A 15,744-nucleotide genomic window follows, 5' to 3' on the forward strand; every position below is an offset into this window, starting at 1 on the left:
CGCCCTCCGCGGTGAGGGCGCCGACACCCCTACGGAAGATCTGGAGCGATTCCGGTCAGCTTGATCGTGAGCTCCCAGAGGCGGTTCGCGGCGAGGTCGTCGCGCGCGGCGGCGGTCATCCGCGCGGCGGCGGGGTGGCCGCGCAGGCCCTTGAAGCCGCCGGGGCCGTAGTACTCGCCGCCGCGTGCCTCGGGTGACGTCGCCGCGTAGAGCTGGGGGAGCGCGCCCATCTCCACCGGCTGCGAGATCAGGCCGCCGATCCTGCCGCCGATCTTCATGACCGCGGACTTGTGCGCGTCGGCCATGTTGTTCGTGAGCTCGGTGGCGGTCATGCCGGGGTGCGCCGCGATGGACGTCACGTCCGGCGACCGGCGTTCCAGCTCCCGTGCGAAGAGGATGTTGGCGAGCTTCGACTGCCCGTAGGAGCCCTGCAGGCTGTACGGCCGCCGGTCCCAGTTGGGGTCGTCGAAGTCGATGCGGCCGGCCCGGTGCATCAGCGACGAGACGGTGACGACGCGTGCGCCGGGGCGTTGCCTCAGCGCGGGCAGCAGCAGCCACGTCAGAGCGGCGTGGCCCAGGTGGTTCGTGCCGAACTGGCGCTCGAAGCCGTCGACGGTCCGGCCGTTCGGGACGGCCATGATGCCGGCGTTGTTGACGAGGACGTCGAGCGCTTCGACCTGTTCGGCGGCGGTGCGCACGGAGGAGAGGTCGGCGAGGTCGAGTTCGAGGACCTCGGCCGAGCCCTTGACCGTGCGTCGCGCGGTCTCACCGCGCTGGACCGAACGACAGCCCATGATCACGTGGGCCCCCCTGGCCGCGAGCACCTGGGCGGTGCGCAGGCCCAGGCCGGAGTTCGCACCGGTCACCAGGACTGTGCGGCCGGTCTGGTCGGGGATGTCGGCTTCGGTCCAACGACTCATGGAGTCATTCCTACCGTCCGGTAACTGCTGAGCGATAGGTGTGCGTCGAGTACTGCTCGCAACACCGGCTCCTCGGCGGCGAGTTCGGCGGTGACGCGGTCCTCGTCGACGTTGCCGTCCAGCCGGGCGCTCTCCATGCGGGCGGTCAGCTTGTTCTGCCAGCGGTGGTCGAGCGCCAGCAGCAGTTCGTGCAGCGAGCCGAAGACGTCCGGATCCACGATCAGCGGCGCGGACGGGTCGCGGCGAGCGTCGTTCAGGACGGCGTCGAGCGCGTCACGGCGGCGGTAGTGGTCTGCCCAGCCCATGTCTCGTACCCCCGGTCTCTCGCATACTGTCGGTATGACACGACCATACCACCGGTACGTACCGGCGGTATGTGAGATACGTTTCGTGTGTGCGAACACGACGCGCCGAGTACTCGGAGTCGACCAGGCAGGCGCTCGTCGACAGCGCAGTGCACCTGTTCACCAAGCGCGGCTACGCCGGCACCTCGCTCGACGAGGTCGTCAAACGCGCCCGCGTGACGAAAGGTGCGCTCTACCACCACTTCAGCGGCAAGCAGGCCCTGTTCGAGGCGGCCTTCACCCAGGTCGAGACCCAGTCGATCTCCTCGCTGACCGCGCTGATCACGGCGGACGGCGACCCGTGGGAGACCGCGGTGGGAGGCCTGCGCGCGTACGTCCGCAAGTGCCTGGAGCCGGAGTACCAGCGGATCATCGTCCACGAGGCGCCGGTGGTGATGGGCTGGGAACGCTGGCGTGAGGCGGAAGAGCAGTTCAGCTTCGGTCTGCTCCGCACGGCCGTGCAGTTGCTGGTCGACGCGGGCGAGATCGAGGAGGCACCGGTCGAGATCATGGCCCGGCTGCTGTTCGGTGCGCTGTCCGCGGGCGCCAGCACCATCGCGAGCTCGTCCGACCCGAAGCGCACCGGGCGCGAGGTCGAACGAGCGATCCTGCGTGTGCTGGAAGGTTTGCGCAAGAAGTAGTCGAGTTCGGCCCTAGCGGTCCGGCGCAACGTCGATCACCACGCGGACAACAGAGGTGGTCGGCATCATGATCGAACCTGTCAACACGCGCCTGGGACTCGACGGCAAGATCGCAGTTGTCACGTCGGGAACGCACGGGCTCGGTCTCGCCATCGCGAGCAAGCTCTGCGACAACGGCGCCCACGTCATCCTCACGACCTCCGACGACGACAACGTCGACCTGGAGCGCGCGAAGACCGTGCTCGCGGGCAAACCCGGCTCGGTGGCGGTCACCAAGCTCAACATCCACGACGAGCACTCGGTCCGGCTCCTGCTCGACCGGGTCAAGGAAGAGCGCGGCCAGCTGGACGTGTTCGTCCACCACGCCGTGTCGCCGGACCTCACGCCGTTGCTCAACATCGTGGAGCCACTCGCCAAAGCCCTCGTCGACGGCGGCCGCGTGGTCATCGCCGGCTACACGGTGACGCCTGTCCACGGCGTCATCCGGACACTGGCGCTGGAAATGGCCTGGTACAAGGTCGCGGTGAACGCCGTCGTCACCACCGTCGTCGACAACGGCCCCATGAACATCGACCCGGACCTGGTCGACCGGCTCGCGATCAAGAGCCCGTCGGGTCGCGTCACCGTCCCCCAGGACATCGCGAACGCCGTCTCGTTGCTCTGCACCGACGAAGCCGCGTGGATCCAGGGTCAGGTGATCACCGTCGACGGCGGTCTGGAACTGCTGGAGCGGTGGGGCGAGACGCGCTGAGTCGCGTCACCGCGCAAGCTCCGGAGCTCGCTCCAGGGACCGAATCGCTTGTACCGCTTTGTGCTCGGGTACTGCTCGAGCCGTCCCGGTTCCCGATTCGGTCCCTGAGCAATCTGTGAGCGCGCGGTGACCCCAAGTCATCCGCCGATTGCGCTTATTAATTGCTCCTAGCGCATTCGGAGTAACGCTGGGCGCAGCCGGGCTCAATGCTTGTCCTGCATGGTCACCGAGTGTAAGACTCAAAATGGTGACCTGGGGGCAAGCAAGGGGGTCGGATGATCAGAGTGCTACTAGCCGAGGACGTGCAAATGGTCCGCGGTGCTTTGGTCGCCTTGTTGAATCTCGAACCGGATATTGAGGTCGTCGCGTCCGTCGCGACGGGTGACGAAATCATCTCCGCAGTGGAGAAGAACAAACCGGACGTGGCGGTGCTCGACATCGACCTGCCCGGTATGGACGGCCTTTCCGCCGCCACCGTCATCCACGACACCGCACCGGAGACGCGCACTCTCATTCTCACGAGCCTCGGCAGACCGGGCACTCTGCGCCGTGCGCTCAACGCACGAGTCAACGGGTTCATCCTCAAGGATGCTCCGGTCGGAGAACTCGCCGACGCCATTCGCGGCGTCTCAATTGGGCGGCGCGTGATCGACTCGCAACTCGCGCTTTCCGCCTGGGACACCGACGAGTGCCCGCTGACACCTCGCGAACTCGAAGTGCTGAGACTCGCATCGGACGGCGCGGACGCCATGGAAATCGCCACGACGCTGTTCCTGTCGGTCGGCACGGTCCGCAACTACCTGACGGCGGCGACGGCCAAGCTCGACGCCCGCAACCGGGTCGACGCGGTCCGCATCGCCCGCAAGTCCGGCTGGTTCTGACCCCGCTCGTGCCGCCCGTCCTGGTCTTCACCTGACCCTTGCAACGACTCTTTTGCCGACGAAGTCCAAAGAGTCATTGCCAAGGACCAGGTCAGAAGGCTGCGCGAAGATCGTCTTCGGGGTGAACGGCGGCGGAGCCCTGGGAGCTAGGGCGTGTCCCGCAAGTCCGTTCGATGAGAGTCACGGTCGAGAGACCCGGAGGCGGTGCCGCCGCGGCGCCCTCATACCGGGCGTATCCGGGTGTTGCGGCGGCACCGCCTCCGGGCCCTCGACCGCGACTGTCGCGGATGAGACTTACGGGACACGCCCTAAGGCTTCGGGGCGGCGGCCGGGATGGCGGCGTGGACGTGGAACGAGCCGTCGCCGATGTGGCGGGCCGTGAAGGTGCCGCCGGCCGCCTTGACGCGTTCGGCCTGGTTGCGGACGCCGTTGCAGTCGGCCGAGACCGGGCGGGCGGCGGCTCCGTCGTTGATGACGTCGAGCAGGATCGTGGCGCCCAGCTGGTGCACGCCGATGGTGCAGGTGCTGGCGTCGCTGTGGCGCAGGACGTTCGTGACGGCCTCGCACAGGACGGCGGCCAGGACGGTCTCGATCGGCTCCGGGAGCGGGTCGTGCGCCAGTTCGACGCGGACGTCGATGTTCGACGCCGCCAGCATCGCCTTGGCCGAGTCCGAGGTGTCCGCCAGGGACAGCGGGCGGTAGGCGCGGGCCAGGGAGCGCACGTCGGCCAGGGCGTGGTGGGTGATGTCCAGGATGTCGGTGATGTGCTCCTGCATGAACTCCCAGCCGTGGTCCGGGCGGTCGGCGACGATCCGGTGGGCCAGTTCGCTCTTGAGCTTGATGGCGCTGAGGCTGTAGCCGAGCAGGTCGTGCAGGTCACGGGCCACGCGGACGCGTTCGGCGGTCACGGCCGCGGTCGTGGTGACCGTGATGTCCGGGACGGCGATCTCCGGGGCGGCTGGAGCGGGGGACGGCGCGAGGCCGGGGGCGGCGGGCCAGTCGCGGTGGGTCGCGAAGCCCGTGGCCAGGCCCGCGAGGAGCAGCGCGGTGGCCGCGGTGGCCATCATCGCCTCGCCGTGGACGGCTTGGGCCAGGCCGGTGGCGACCACCGTCAGGACGAAGATCGACCAGCCGAAGACCGGGCGCAGGACCAGCAGGGCGTTGCCGGCCACCAGGCCCGCGACGCCCGCCCAGGAATGGCCGAAGAGGACGTAGGGCAGGACCAGCAGTGCCGCCTGGGCGGCCAGTGCGAGGTGCCGGCGCAGTGCGCTCAGAGGCCGGAAATACGACACTTGCAGCAGGACAAGTACCGCTAAATCAATGACCGACACCGCCAATTCGGTGACTTCGCCTGCGAGAAGTAGCGCGCGGGTCAGGTCGGTCAGGCAGACCGCGGCGAACACCGCGACGATGATCGCGCGGTATCTCGGTATCGCAGGCGAAGCATTCACGTGCCCCCCAAGAGCAACCGCTCCAGAGCAAACTCTGGGAGTCAACGCCGGTCAAAGACCTCGCACGGCGCGCGCCCAGGCCGAATACTAGACATGCGAAGGCAGTTCGGGACGGCAACTGAATCGGTTCAGAATGCGAACTCGCATTGACTCGCCGCTCAATTTCACGCCAATGGACGAGTATTTCTGACTAACGGTCACGGCATGTGTTCATGCGATTACCGGCCGGGACGGTTTGGGTTCGTCCGAGTATATGAATATCTCACGCCGGGCGCAGTAGTTCGCCATCCGAGAGTCATGCCCGCATACGTGGCGTTCGATAGCCCCGCTCAGGTGAACTTGGTGGCACGACCAAGTCGTCCGCCGCTGAGCAGGGGAGCTCCAATGGAGATCAAGGTTCTTGGACCGCTGGAGGCACGGGAGAACGGCGTCTCGATCGCGCCGAGCGCGGTGAAGCCCAGGCAGGTGCTCTCGCTGCTCGGACTGCAGGCAGGACACGTCGTGACGGTCCCGACGCTGATCGAAGAGCTTTGGGGAATGACACCGCCACGCAGCGCACTCACGACTCTGCAGACGTACGTGCTGCAGGTCCGCCGGCGCATCGAGGCGGCCATGCCGGGGGAGGGTCCCGGTGTCGCGAAGAACGTCCTGGTGACCCGCTACGGCGGCTACATGCTGGACGTGCCGCCGGAGAGCGTCGACGTCCGCAGCTACGAGCGGCTCGCGAGTGCGGGTCAGCGGGCGTTCGAGATCGGCGACCTGGAGTCGGCCAGCAGGTTGCTGCGCAGCGCCGCCGAGGTGTGGCGCGGACCGGTGCTCGTGGACGTGCAGATCGGCGTCCGGCTCGGCATGGAGGTCACCCGGTTGCAGGAGAGCCGCCTCGGCGTGCTGGAGACCCGCATCGAGGCCGACCTGCAGCTGGGCAAGCACCAGTCGCTGCTGTCGGAGCTGTCGGTGCTCACCGCGCAGCACCCGATGCACGAGAACCTGTGCGCGCAGTACATGCTCGCGCTCTACCGGGCGGGACGGCAGTGGAAGTCGCTGGAGGCCTACCAGTCGCTGCGCGACACGCTGATCGAAGAGCTGGGGCTTGAGCCGTCCGAAAGGCTGCGTCAGTTGCAGCGGGCGATCCTGAGCTCCGAGCCGTCGCTCGACAAGCCGTTGTCGCCTCGCCAGCTGGAGCGCCAGCTCGCGGGCTGAGATCCGTTCGGGGAGCAACCGTGGATACCACCGGTGCAGGTGCGTTGATCAAGGCGCTCGAGGACGTCGGCTGCGAGGTGATCTTCGGGATGCCGGGGGGCGCGATCCTGCCCGCGTACGACCCGCTGTTCGACTCGAAGATCCGGCACGTGCTGGTGCGCCACGAGCAGGGCGCCGGGCACGCCGCCCAGGGGTACGCGCAGGCGACCGGACGAGTGGGCGTCTGCATGGCGACATCGGGGCCAGGAGCCACAAACCTGGTGACGCCTCTCGCGGACGCCTACATGGACTCGGTGCCGATCGTGGCGATCACCGGCCAGGTGGCACGGTCGGTGATCGGGACGGACGCCTTCCAGGAGGCGGACATCCGCAGCATCACGCTGCCGATCACCAAGCACAGCTTCCAGGTGCACGACCCGGCCGACATTCCGCGGGTGATCGCCGAGGCGTTCATGCTCGCGTCAACGGGGCGGCCGGGCCCGGTGCTGGTGGACCTGCCCAAGGACATGCTGGCCACCGCCACCACCTACACACCGCCGAAGCTCGCCCTGCCGTCGCGGCCGGTGCTCTCGCCGGTCCAGATCCGCAACGCCGCCCAGCTCATCGGGTCGTCCCGGCGGCCGGTGTTCTACGTCGGCGGCGGCGTGATCCGCAGCGGCGCGGCGCAGGAGCTCCGGAAACTCGCGGAGAGGACCGGGATCCCGGTCGTCACCACGCTCATGGCCCGCGGCGCGTTCCCCGACTCGCACCCGCTGCACCTGGGCATGCCCGGCATGCACGGCACGGTGCCCGCCGTCGCGGCACTGCAGCGGGCCGACCTGCTGATCGCGCTCGGAACCCGGTTCGACGACCGGGTCACCGGTCTGCTGCCGGAGTTCGCCCCGCACGCCGCGGTGATCCACGCCGACATCGACCCCGCCGAGATCTCCAAGAACCGCAAGGCGGACGTCGGCATCGTCGGCGACTGCCGCGACGTCATGGCAGCGCTCTCAGCGGTGATAACGCGGAAAACCGACCTCACGGAGTGGTGGAACTACCTCGGCGGCCTGGTCACGACCTACCCGCTCGGCTACGACTGGCCGGCGGACGGCATGCTCGCGCCGCAGTACGTGATCGAACGCATCAGCAAGCTCGCGGGTCCCGAGGCCATCTACACCGCGGGTGTCGGCCAGCACCAGATGTGGGCGGCGCAGTACGTGAAGTACGAACGCCCCGGCTCGTTCATCAACTCCGGCGGCGCGGGCACGATGGGCTTCGCGGTGCCGGCGGCGATGGGCGCGCAGACCGGCGCACCGGACCGCACGGTGTGGGCCATCGACGGTGACGGCTGCTTCCAGATGACCAACCAGGAACTCGCGACGTGTGCCGCCGAAGGCATCCCGATCAAGGTCGCGATCATCAACAACGGCAACCTCGGCATGGTCCGCCAGTGGCAGACCCTCTTCTACGAGGGCCGGTACTCCAACACCCGGCTCGGCACGCACCAGCGCCACCCCGACTTCGTGAAGCTGGCCGACGCGCTCGGCTGCGTCGGGCTGCGGTGCGAGGACCAGTCCGAAGTGGACGGCACCATCCTGGAGGCGATGGCGGTCCGCGACCGGCCCGTCGTCGTGGACTTCGTGGTGGGGCAGGACGCCCTGGTCTGGCCGATGGTCGCCGCGGGCACGGGCAACGACGAGATCATGGCCGCACGGGGCATCCGGCCCCTGTTCGACGAGGAAGAGTGATGACCAGACATTCGCTTTCCCTTCTCCTGCGCAACGAACCGGGCGCGCTGGCACGGATCGTCGTGCTGTTCTCCAGCCGGGGCGTCGACGTCGAGTCGCTGAGCCTCGCGCCGGCCGAACGGGGTGACCTCTCCCGCCTGGACGTCATCGTCGACCTGCAGCCGGGCCGCACCGTCGTCCAGCTGATCAAGCAGCTCGGCCGGGTCGTGGACGTCAAGAACGTCGTCGACCGCACGCACGACGAGGCTCTCGAACTCGGAGCTTAGGAACGCAAGAAGAATCGGCCGCCCCGGAGGCTTGGGGCGGCCGATTCTCTGTTCGCCTGAGGAACTTCCGGGGTTGCTCAGGCAGCCTTCGGGATGTGCTTCTCGATGACGCGGGCGTACGTCTCCAGCGTCTCGCCGGGGGAAGGACCGTCCAGCGCCTTGTGGATGCCCTCGGCGATGTCGCCGTGGCGGTGCAGGTCGGCGTGGGTCAGCGTGACCTTCGTCGTCGTCGGGCCGACGACCTCGAAGTCCACCTTGATGAACGAGGCCTTCTCGTCGTCGAAGATCGGCTGCCAGTAGGGGCCCACCCGCCACGTCATGACGAGGCGCTTCGGCGGGTCCCACTCGGTGATGGTGCCCCAGGCGATCTCCTCGCCGTCCGCGCCGCGCTCGAAGTAGCGCCCGCCGACGAACGGTTCGATCGTGATGGCCTGCCGGTCCTTCACGAACACGTGCGACTCCGGCCACCACTCGATCGGCTTCGACGCGAAGATCGCGAACGCCTGCTCGATCGTCGCCTCGACCGTCACCGACTTGGCGACATCGGGAGTTGAGGCCATGTGGCCCTCCTCGCGAAATAGAAAGGGAGATGTCTCGCAAGACCGTGCCCGCTTTGTCTCAACCCCACCTGGAACCGCGGTCGAACCAGGACGGCTCGACCGGATGTCCAGCGGCCGCACCCATATTCGCGGGTAGCGAAACCGGCAGACCGAGGAGTTGTCGTGCCCCCAGTCAATGTTGCGGTCCACATCGAGGTCCAGACGTTCTACGCCCAGCAGATGCGGCTGCTCGACGCGCTGGACGTGGAGGGCTACGCCCAGACGTTCACCGAGGACGGGGTCACCGACCACGCCCACCGGAGCGAGAAGGTCGAGGGCCGGGCGGCCCTGATCGCCGGCGCCAGCGCCGCGCTGCCCCGTTACAAGGGCGTCGCCGTGCGGCACTGGAACGACCACTACCTGATCGAAGAGGTCGATGAGAACACGCTGAACGTGAGCTACGCGTCGCTCGTCACCCGCACGACCGCCGAGGGCGTGGTCAGCTTCGAGCCGACCTTCTCCATCGAGGACGTGCTCGTGCGCATCGACGGGGAGCTCTACACCAAGTCCCGCACGATTCACCGCGACCTGCCTGTTCAGGCTGCGTGAAGCTCATCAGGAGGTGACGAGGTGACTGCTCAAAACACCGGGCTGGCCGCAGCCGCGGAGAAGGTGAAGCTGATCGCCGCGGAACACGCGGCCGAGGCCGACGCCACCCGCAGGCTGGCTCCCGAGGTCGTGGAGGCACTGCGCGAAGCCGGGTTCGCGCGGCACTTCGTCGCCGCCGGGCGTGGTGGCTCGGAAGGGACCTTCGCGGAACTGACCGAGGCCGTCCTCACCGTGGGCCAGGGCTGTTCGGCCACGGCGTGGTGCGCGTCGCTGTCGGCTTTGTCGTCGCGGTTCGCGGGGTTGTTGCCGCAGCAGGGCCACGACGAGATCTGGGCGGACGGCCCGGACACGTTCGTCGTGACCGGCCAGCCGCCCATGGGCAAGGGCACCGTCGTGGACGGAGGGCACCGGCTCAGCGGCCGGTGGGCCTACGTCAGTGGCGTGGACTTCGCCGACTGGGCGTTGCTGTGCGGGATGATCGGCACCGAAGGCCGCTTCTTCGCGCTGCCGCGCAAGGACTTCACCGTCCTCGAAACGTGGGACAGCGTCGGGATGAAGGCCACCAGCAGCCACTCCGTCGTGGTGGACGACGTCTTCGTGCCGGCGCACCTCTCGTTCGACCGGGTGGATCTCATCACGGGCACCAGCTGGTCACCGGTGCCGAGCCACAACGTCCCGTTCCAGGCGGTCGGCGGCCTCACGTTCGCCGCTCCGGCCGTCGGTGCGGCGATGGGGGCACTTGACGCGTGCGTCGCGGTGCTGTCGGGGAAGAAGCAGTCCGTGACGTCCGCGGTCGACCTGGTCCGCGCGTCCGGCCAGATCGAGTCGGCGAAGCTGCTCGTGGAGCAGAACGCCAAGGTGCTCGACGACCGCGAGTTCACCCCGGCCGCGATGGCGCGCAACGAGCGCAACGTCGCCTACGCGGCCGAGGTCCTGGTCGACGCGGCCGGCGGCCTGGTACGGGCCGCCGGTACCAGCGGACTCGCGGAAGGCGGTGCGCTGCAACGGTTCTGGCGTGACGTGGTGAGCTGCTCCAGCCACGTCGCGCTGCGGTACGAGACCGCGTCCGTGCGCACCTATCCGGCGTCGCTGTACGGCTGACCCGGAATCGACAGGCCCTGGTGCCCACCTCCCCGGCACCAGGGCCTTCGGCATGCGCCCGAAACGCTCCGCCGCGACCTGACCGGGACTCAAGCGGAGGGGATCACCCTGGGGGCATCGACCGGCAGTCGTTTTTTCAGGCAGGAGGTGGGACCTCGTTCAACTCGACCGGCATTCCGCCACAACGAGTAGTCCTGAGCCATCGCCTGTCGTGCGCAGCGAAATCAAGTCCTCTGAGGAGAAATCGTGACCTCCACCAACACCAACCACGACCTGGAGTCGCCGTCGGCGACTGCCGGCGCGCAGGCGGCTCCGGTCGTTGACGCGCCGGCGGCCGATCCGCGTCGCTGGATCGCGTTCATCATCATGACCGTCGCGACGTTCATGGACATGCTGGACGGCAGCATCGTCAACGTCGCGCTTCCCGCGATCCAGCACGGCATGGGCGCGAGCTTCGTGCAGCTGCAGTGGATCACCGCCGGTTACGTGTTCGCGTTCGCGCTCACGCTGATCACCGGTGGCCGACTCGGCGACATCTACGGACGTCGCAAGATGTTCCAGCTCGGCGTGCTCGGCTTCGTCGTCACGTCGTTCCTGTGCGGTATCGCCACCAACCCCGAGATGCTCGTGGCCTCCCGCCTCGCGCAGGGTCTCGCGGCCGGTCTGATGGTCCCGCAGGTCATGTCGATCATCCACGTCACCTTCCCCGACAAGGAGAAGGGCGCGGTCTTCGCCATCCAGGGCACCATCGGTGGTCTCGCCGCCACGATCGCACCGCTCGTCGGTGGCGTGCTCGTCGCCGCGAACGTCTTCGACTGGGGATGGCGGACGATCTTCCTGGTCAACGTCCCGATCGGGATCATCGGCTACGTCCTCGGCTGGAAGTACATCAACGAGTCGAAGGCGCCGAGCCGCATCAGGCTCGACCTGATCGGTGTCGTCATCGCGACGCTGAGCCTCACGGCCCTGCTGTTCCCGCTGACCTTCGGCCGTGAGATGGACTGGCCGGCGTGGGGCTTCGTGCTGATGGCCGCCTCCGTGGTGGGCTTCATCGGCTTCGTCGCCTACGAGCGCGCCAAGCAGCGCAAGGACGGCATGCCGCTCGTGCCGCTGAGCCTGTTCAAGTCCCGCAGCTTCTCCGCGGCCCTCGCGCTGATGCTGGGCATGTTCAGCTTCACCGGCATGTTCATGCTGGCGCTCTACCTGTACCTGCAGGAGGGTCTGGGCTTCTCGCCGCTGCGGACCGGTGTCACGCTGCTGGCGTTCTGCATCGGTGCCTTCATCACCGCGTCGGCCTCGGTCATCGCGCTGGTGCCGAAGTTCGGCCGCGCCGTCCTGCAGGTCGGTGCCGTCGTGATCGCAGTCGGTGTCGCGGTGATGCTGCTGACGATCAGCCCCGACGTCACCAGCTGGGGCCTCGTGCCCGGGCTGCTGCTGATCGGTCTCGGCTTCGGCATGACGGCCACCCCGATTGCGCTGTTCGCACTGCAGGAGGTGCCGCACGAGGACGCGGGTGCGGCATCCGGCCTGATCAACACCAAGCAGCAGCTCGGTTTCGCGGTCGGCATCTCGATCGTGACCCTGGCGTTCTTCGCACCGCTGGCCTCCAACGGCGCGAGCAACGCGGAGTCGCTGGCACCGCAGGTCCGCCAGGAACTGGTGGCCGCCGGTGTCGCCGACGCCAAGGCCACCGAGCTCGCGGGTGCCTTCCAGTCCTGTGCCGCCAGCACGTTCGCCGGCAAGCCCGAGGCCGCGGCGTGTGCGACGGTCCAGAACGACGCGCAGGCCAAGGCGATCGCCGACAAGTACACGCACCAGGCCGCGGGCCAGTCCTTCACGGACGCGTTCAGCACCACGCTGTACGTCGGCTTCGGCTTCGCCGCACTGGCGCTGCTGCTCGCCTCCTTCCTGCCTCGCTGGCTGAAGCAGGAGGAGTGGGGCGCGCCGGCCGAGGAAGCCTCTGAGGAGGGTTCCGAGGAGACCGCCAAGGCGTAGTTCCTCCCAGCTGGAACACCGGGGCCCCAGGCGATCCGCCTGGGGCCCCGGTGCATGTCCCCGGCACCCCAGAAGGCCCCTCGCGGACTGCGAGGGGCCTTCTGGGGTGTGGACGCTCAGATGCGGAACGCGGCGCCCTCGATGTCGACGGGGCCCTGCCACGGGGTGCCGTCGTTCATGTCGATGTAGGTGTGCGCCTTGGTGCTGAACTTCTTCTTGTTGGTGCTGATCTTGCCGAGGTGGCTCGCGTTGATCGAGCCGACCGGGTTGCCGTTCGCGTCGCGGTGGGCGTGGTGCGTGATCCAGAAGCTGAACTGGCCGTCCTTGGCCATCGTCCAGATCCCCCGGCCCTCGAGGTGGTCGGGGTAACCGGGCTTGGTCTCGCAGTGCAGCTGGTAGTCGGCGGTGAAGTCGCAGAACAGCGGTGTGAGCAGCGGCGGTTCCTCGATGTGGATGGTGACGGTGAGGTCCCAGCGGCCGACGAGTGCCGTGTCGTAGTTGGGCTTCGCGGTGGCACCAGCGGCGGCGACGACGGGGGCGGCCAGCACGCAGGCGGCCACGGCGGCGATTGCCTTCTTGCGGACGTTCATGGGGGATGCCTCCGGTGAGGTGGGCAGCGGACGCCTGAGTGTTGTTCGAGCAGCTCAAACACCCCTGTAGCGCCAGTTGTGACCCGAGCTGGTTTCGAGGCGGGTTGCGGAGGATGGGCGAAATGAGAGGAGCTGGCGCATGTCTGCAACGGTGACCGACGCGTTCCGCTGCCGGGCGGCCAGAACGCCTGACGCGGTGGCGCTGTCCGCGGAACAGGGGTCCCTGACCTATGCCGAGCTGGACAGGTGGTCGGACGCCCTGGCCGGTGAGCTCGTCGAGTCCGGGGTGCGGCACGGGGACCGGGTGGCGGTGTGCCTGGAACGGTCGCCGCAGCTCGTCGTCGCGCTGCTGGGAGTGCTCAAGGCCGGCGCGGCCTACGTGCCGATCGACCCGGAGGACCCCGAGTCACGGGTCTCCATGATGCTGGCGGACGCCGACGTGTCGCTGGTGATCGGCCAGTTCTTCGCCGGCTTCACGACGATCAGGGTGCCACCGCCCGCGGGCCGGTCCACTGTGGAGCTTCCCGTGGTCGCGCCGGAGGACCTCGCCTACCTCATGTACACCTCGGGGTCGACGGGCAGGCCGAAGTCGGTGATGGTCGAGCACCGCAACATCACCAACCTCGTCACCGGCCCGAACTACGTCGACATCACGGCCGAGGACCGGATCCTGCAGCTCGCGCCGGTCGCGTTCGACGCCGCCACGTTCGAGATCTGGGGCGCGCTGCTCAACGGCGCCCGCGTCGTGCTCGCCCCGCCCGGCGTGGTGCAGGCGGAGGAGCTCGGCGACCTGCTGCGGTCCAACGAGATCAGCGTCCTGTGGCTGACCGCGGCGCTGTTCCACCGGCAGATCGACGTCGACGTGGCCGCGTTCAAGGGCCTGCACACCGTGATGACCGGCGGGGACGTCGTCTCCGTCCCGCACGTGCGGCAGTTGCGGGAAGCCGTGCCGGAGCTGCAGGTCGTCAACGGTTACGGGCCCACCGAGACCACGACGTTCGCCACCTGCCACCGCATCGGAGCGGAGGAGGACCTGGGCGGCGCCGTGCCGATCGGCACGCCGCTGCAGAACGTCGAGGTCGTGGTCGTCGACGCGGACGGGAAGCCCGCACCGGCGGGCACGCCGGGGGAGTTGTGGATCGGCGGCGCGCAGGTGGCGCGCGGCTACTGGAAGCGGCCGGACCTCACGGACGAGAAGTTCGTGCGCGGCAGCTGGAACGGCGAGCGCTACTACCGCACCGGCGACCAGGGGCGGATGCGTGCGGACGGCGTGGCCGAGTTCCTCGGCCGGATCGACGACCAGTTCAAGCTGCGAGGATTCCGGATCGAACCGGGTGAGGTCGAGAACGCGCTGACCGAGCACCCGCAGGTCCGCACCGCCGCGGTCAGCCTCCGCACGCACCCCGGCGGGGACCGCAGGCTGATCGCGTGGGTCGTGAAGTCGGGTGAGGAGCTGGACAAGCGGGCGCTCAAGGCCCACATGCGAGCGACCATGCCCGAACACATGGTGCCGGCCGGGTTCGTCGTCGTGGACGAACTGCCGATCACGAGCAACGGCAAGACCGACCGCAAGGCGCTGCCGGAACCGGACTGGAGCTCGAAGTCGCTCTACGTCTGAACCCACGCCGAAGGGGCGGGCTCGCAGGAACAACTCTGCGAGCCCGCCCCTTCCGCGTTCTCTAGACCCAGGAGGGAACTTCGAGGATCTCGATCACGGCCGCGGTCCAGACGTACCCCGCGCCGGAGGACTGCAGGACGACCAGGTCACCCGGCCGCGGGTCGCGCTCGGCCAGCACGTGGTCGAGTCCCAGGGCGATGTCCGCGGTACCGACCATGCTGTACTGCTTGGCCCAGTCGTACGTGGTGGAGGCGCGGTCGACGCCGAGCAGTCCGCAGATGCCGTGCGTGACGATGGTCTCCGCGAGCTGCTGGTGCAGGAAGAAACGTGCGTCGGCGAGTTCGATCTCCGCCTCGTACAGCGCCATCTTGAGCGAGTGCCGCACTCCGCCGCCGATGCGCGCGATCATGTCGTCGAGGTCGACGTCGGCGTTCTGCAGGAAGTCCTCGACGCCGCTGTTGAGCTGCAGGGTCTGGCCGTCCGCGAACGGCCCCGTGGTCCACTCCTGGTAGCCGCGCGACATCTGCTCGAGCGTCGAGTCGGCGTGCGAGTGGATCGAGCGGATCCGCGCGAAGCCGGAACGGTTCGACAGGACGAACGCCCCCGCGCCGTCGCCGTTGACGTTCTGCTCCTCCGAGGCCCACCGGTCGAAGTAGGGCAGGTGGAACGCGTCGCCCGCGGTCACCAGCGCCGCCGGCAGGTCCCGGTGCGAGGAGAGGTAGGAGGCGGCCAGGTCCACGGCGGCCATGAAGCCGTTGCAGCCCTGCTTGACCTCGAAGGCCGGTCCGGTGCCGCCGACGGTGTTGGCCTGCACGTAGCTCGCCGGCGTCCACAGGTCGAGGCCCTGGTGGGACAGGGAGGCGTGCACGGTCAGGCCGAAGTCGAGCGGGCTCAGGCCGGAGCGCTCCACCGCTTCCAGACCGGCCTTCGCGGCCATGACGGGCCCGGTCTCACCGGGAGCGGCGACCCGCAGCTCCCGGTAGCCGTTCATGGCCTTCTTCTCTTCTGTGTACCGGCCGGCCGCGATGGCGTCGTCCACCGTCTCGACCTGCTCGGGCAGATATGTGCCCACACCGGCGATGTACAGGTCATTCCATCGCATCTCGAACTC

15 protein-coding genes and 1 pseudogene are annotated in these 15,744 nt (G+C 68.4%); 10 read left to right on the forward strand and 6 right to left on the reverse strand.

Going from position 1 to position 15,744, the window contains the following annotated elements; all coding sequences use genetic code 11:
* Positions 1-29: 29 nt before the first annotated feature.
* Positions 30-920 (reverse strand): oxidoreductase, encoded by an 891-nt coding sequence (locus DFR72_RS36215; RefSeq protein WP_090070882.1) that lies wholly within the window; start codon positions 918-920, stop codon positions 30-32.
* A complete protein-coding gene (locus DFR72_RS36220; protein ID WP_090070885.1) occupies positions 917-1,225 on the reverse strand; it encodes a hypothetical protein in 309 nt (102 codons plus the stop codon). Before DFR72_RS36220 ends, DFR72_RS36215 begins: the two co-directional genes overlap by 4 nt.
* A gap of 89 nt (positions 1,226-1,314) precedes the next feature.
* On the opposite strand from DFR72_RS36220, the gene DFR72_RS36225 reads away from it, so the two are divergent.
* The 3 genes from DFR72_RS36225 to DFR72_RS36235 all read left to right on the forward strand — a co-directional run bounded on the left by DFR72_RS36225 (position 1,315) and on the right by DFR72_RS36235 (position 3,537).
* Positions 1,315-1,905 (forward strand): TetR/AcrR family transcriptional regulator, encoded by a 591-nt coding sequence (locus DFR72_RS36225; RefSeq protein ID WP_090070887.1) that lies wholly within the window; start codon positions 1,315-1,317, stop codon positions 1,903-1,905.
* 67 nt (positions 1,906-1,972) lie between these two features.
* Positions 1,973-2,656 (forward strand): SDR family NAD(P)-dependent oxidoreductase, encoded by a 684-nt coding sequence (locus tag DFR72_RS36230; RefSeq protein ID WP_143086923.1) that lies wholly within the window; start codon positions 1,973-1,975, stop codon positions 2,654-2,656.
* Positions 2,657-2,931: 275 nt separating this feature from the next.
* Positions 2,932-3,537 (forward strand): response regulator transcription factor, encoded by a 606-nt coding sequence (locus DFR72_RS36235; RefSeq protein WP_030474540.1) that lies wholly within the window; start codon positions 2,932-2,934, stop codon positions 3,535-3,537.
* 308 nt (positions 3,538-3,845) lie between these two features.
* Here DFR72_RS36235 and DFR72_RS36240 read toward each other — a convergent pair whose 3' ends face one another.
* Positions 3,846-4,829, reverse strand: coding sequence for a sensor histidine kinase (locus tag DFR72_RS36240; protein ID WP_090070890.1), 984 nt, complete (start codon positions 4,827-4,829; stop codon positions 3,846-3,848).
* Between the two features lie 543 nt (positions 4,830-5,372).
* On the opposite strand from DFR72_RS36240, the gene DFR72_RS36245 reads away from it, so the two are divergent.
* The 3 genes and pseudogenes from DFR72_RS36245 (at position 5,373) to ilvN (ending at position 8,181) form a co-directional block, all read left to right on the forward strand.
* The gene (locus DFR72_RS36245) at positions 5,373-6,188 is read left to right on the forward strand and encodes an AfsR/SARP family transcriptional regulator (RefSeq protein WP_030474542.1); all 816 of its coding nucleotides are present in this window, start codon (positions 5,373-5,375) and stop codon (positions 6,186-6,188) included.
* Positions 6,185-7,915 (forward strand): annotated as a pseudogene (locus DFR72_RS36250) (acetolactate synthase large subunit); the annotation flags it as partial. The gene DFR72_RS36245 and the pseudogene DFR72_RS36250, both read left to right, overlap by 4 nt.
* Entirely contained in the window at positions 7,915-8,181 is a 267-nt protein-coding gene (ilvN, locus tag DFR72_RS36255; protein ID WP_090070894.1) for an acetolactate synthase small subunit, read from the forward strand. The pseudogene DFR72_RS36250 and the gene ilvN, both read left to right, overlap by 1 nt.
* Positions 8,182-8,258: 77 nt before the next feature.
* On the opposite strand, the gene DFR72_RS36260 is transcribed toward ilvN, so the two are convergent.
* On the reverse strand, positions 8,259-8,741 hold the full coding sequence (locus tag DFR72_RS36260; RefSeq protein ID WP_051768599.1) for an SRPBCC domain-containing protein: 483 nt from the start codon (positions 8,739-8,741) through the stop codon (positions 8,259-8,261).
* A gap of 162 nt (positions 8,742-8,903) precedes the next feature.
* On the opposite strand from DFR72_RS36260, the gene DFR72_RS36265 reads away from it, so the two are divergent.
* From DFR72_RS36265 to DFR72_RS36275, 3 genes are all read left to right on the forward strand, one after another.
* Positions 8,904-9,329, forward strand: coding sequence for a nuclear transport factor 2 family protein (locus DFR72_RS36265; protein ID WP_211335647.1), 426 nt, complete (start codon positions 8,904-8,906; stop codon positions 9,327-9,329).
* Positions 9,330-9,350: 21 nt separating this feature from the next.
* Positions 9,351-10,430 (forward strand): acyl-CoA dehydrogenase family protein, encoded by a 1,080-nt coding sequence (locus DFR72_RS36270; protein WP_090070896.1) that lies wholly within the window; start codon positions 9,351-9,353, stop codon positions 10,428-10,430.
* A 246-nt stretch (positions 10,431-10,676) separates the two neighbouring features.
* Complete coding sequence (locus tag DFR72_RS36275) at positions 10,677-12,425, forward strand: DHA2 family efflux MFS transporter permease subunit (RefSeq protein ID WP_090070898.1); 1,749 nt, start codon at positions 10,677-10,679, stop codon at positions 12,423-12,425.
* A gap of 116 nt (positions 12,426-12,541) precedes the next feature.
* Here DFR72_RS36275 and DFR72_RS36280 read toward each other — a convergent pair whose 3' ends face one another.
* The gene (locus DFR72_RS36280; protein ID WP_090070900.1) at positions 12,542-13,015 is read right to left on the reverse strand and encodes a hypothetical protein; all 474 of its coding nucleotides are present in this window, start codon (positions 13,013-13,015) and stop codon (positions 12,542-12,544) included.
* A gap of 139 nt (positions 13,016-13,154) precedes the next feature.
* On the opposite strand from DFR72_RS36280, the gene DFR72_RS36285 reads away from it, so the two are divergent.
* Positions 13,155-14,633 (forward strand): amino acid adenylation domain-containing protein, encoded by a 1,479-nt coding sequence (locus tag DFR72_RS36285; RefSeq protein WP_090070902.1) that lies wholly within the window; start codon positions 13,155-13,157, stop codon positions 14,631-14,633.
* A 61-nt stretch (positions 14,634-14,694) separates the two neighbouring features.
* Here DFR72_RS36285 and DFR72_RS36290 read toward each other — a convergent pair whose 3' ends face one another.
* A complete protein-coding gene (locus DFR72_RS36290) occupies positions 14,695-15,735 on the reverse strand; it encodes a ketoacyl-ACP synthase III family protein (RefSeq protein WP_090070904.1) in 1,041 nt (346 codons plus the stop codon).
* Positions 15,736-15,744: the final 9 nt, after the last annotated feature.

This window comes from Lentzea flaviverrucosa, assembly GCF_003350445.1.
GTDB classification, from domain to species: domain Bacteria; phylum Actinomycetota; class Actinomycetes; order Mycobacteriales; family Pseudonocardiaceae; genus Lentzea; species Lentzea californiensis.

Bases quoted from the DNA above. Each gene is read 5' to 3' on its own strand.
- DFR72_RS36215 (WP_090070882.1), bottom strand. From the start codon at position 920: ATGAGTCGTTGGACCGAAGCCGACATCCCCGACCAGACCGGCCGCACA.
- DFR72_RS36220 (WP_090070885.1), bottom strand. From the start codon at position 1,225: ATGGGCTGGGCAGACCACTACCGCCGCCGTGACGCGCTCGACGCCGTC.
- DFR72_RS36230 (WP_143086923.1), top strand. From the start codon at position 1,973: ATGATCGAACCTGTCAACACGCGCCTGGGACTCGACGGCAAGATCGCA.
- DFR72_RS36235 (WP_030474540.1), top strand. From the start codon at position 2,932: ATGATCAGAGTGCTACTAGCCGAGGACGTGCAAATGGTCCGCGGTGCT.
- DFR72_RS36245 (WP_030474542.1), top strand. From the start codon at position 5,373: ATGGAGATCAAGGTTCTTGGACCGCTGGAGGCACGGGAGAACGGCGTC.
- ilvN (WP_090070894.1), top strand. From the start codon at position 7,915: ATGACCAGACATTCGCTTTCCCTTCTCCTGCGCAACGAACCGGGCGCG.
- DFR72_RS36260 (WP_051768599.1), bottom strand. From the start codon at position 8,741: ATGGCCTCAACTCCCGATGTCGCCAAGTCGGTGACGGTCGAGGCGACG.
- DFR72_RS36280 (WP_090070900.1), bottom strand. From the start codon at position 13,015: ATGAACGTCCGCAAGAAGGCAATCGCCGCCGTGGCCGCCTGCGTGCTG.
- DFR72_RS36285 (WP_090070902.1), top strand. From the start codon at position 13,155: ATGTCTGCAACGGTGACCGACGCGTTCCGCTGCCGGGCGGCCAGAACG.
- DFR72_RS36290 (WP_090070904.1), bottom strand. From the start codon at position 15,735: ATGCGATGGAATGACCTGTACATCGCCGGTGTGGGCACATATCTGCCC.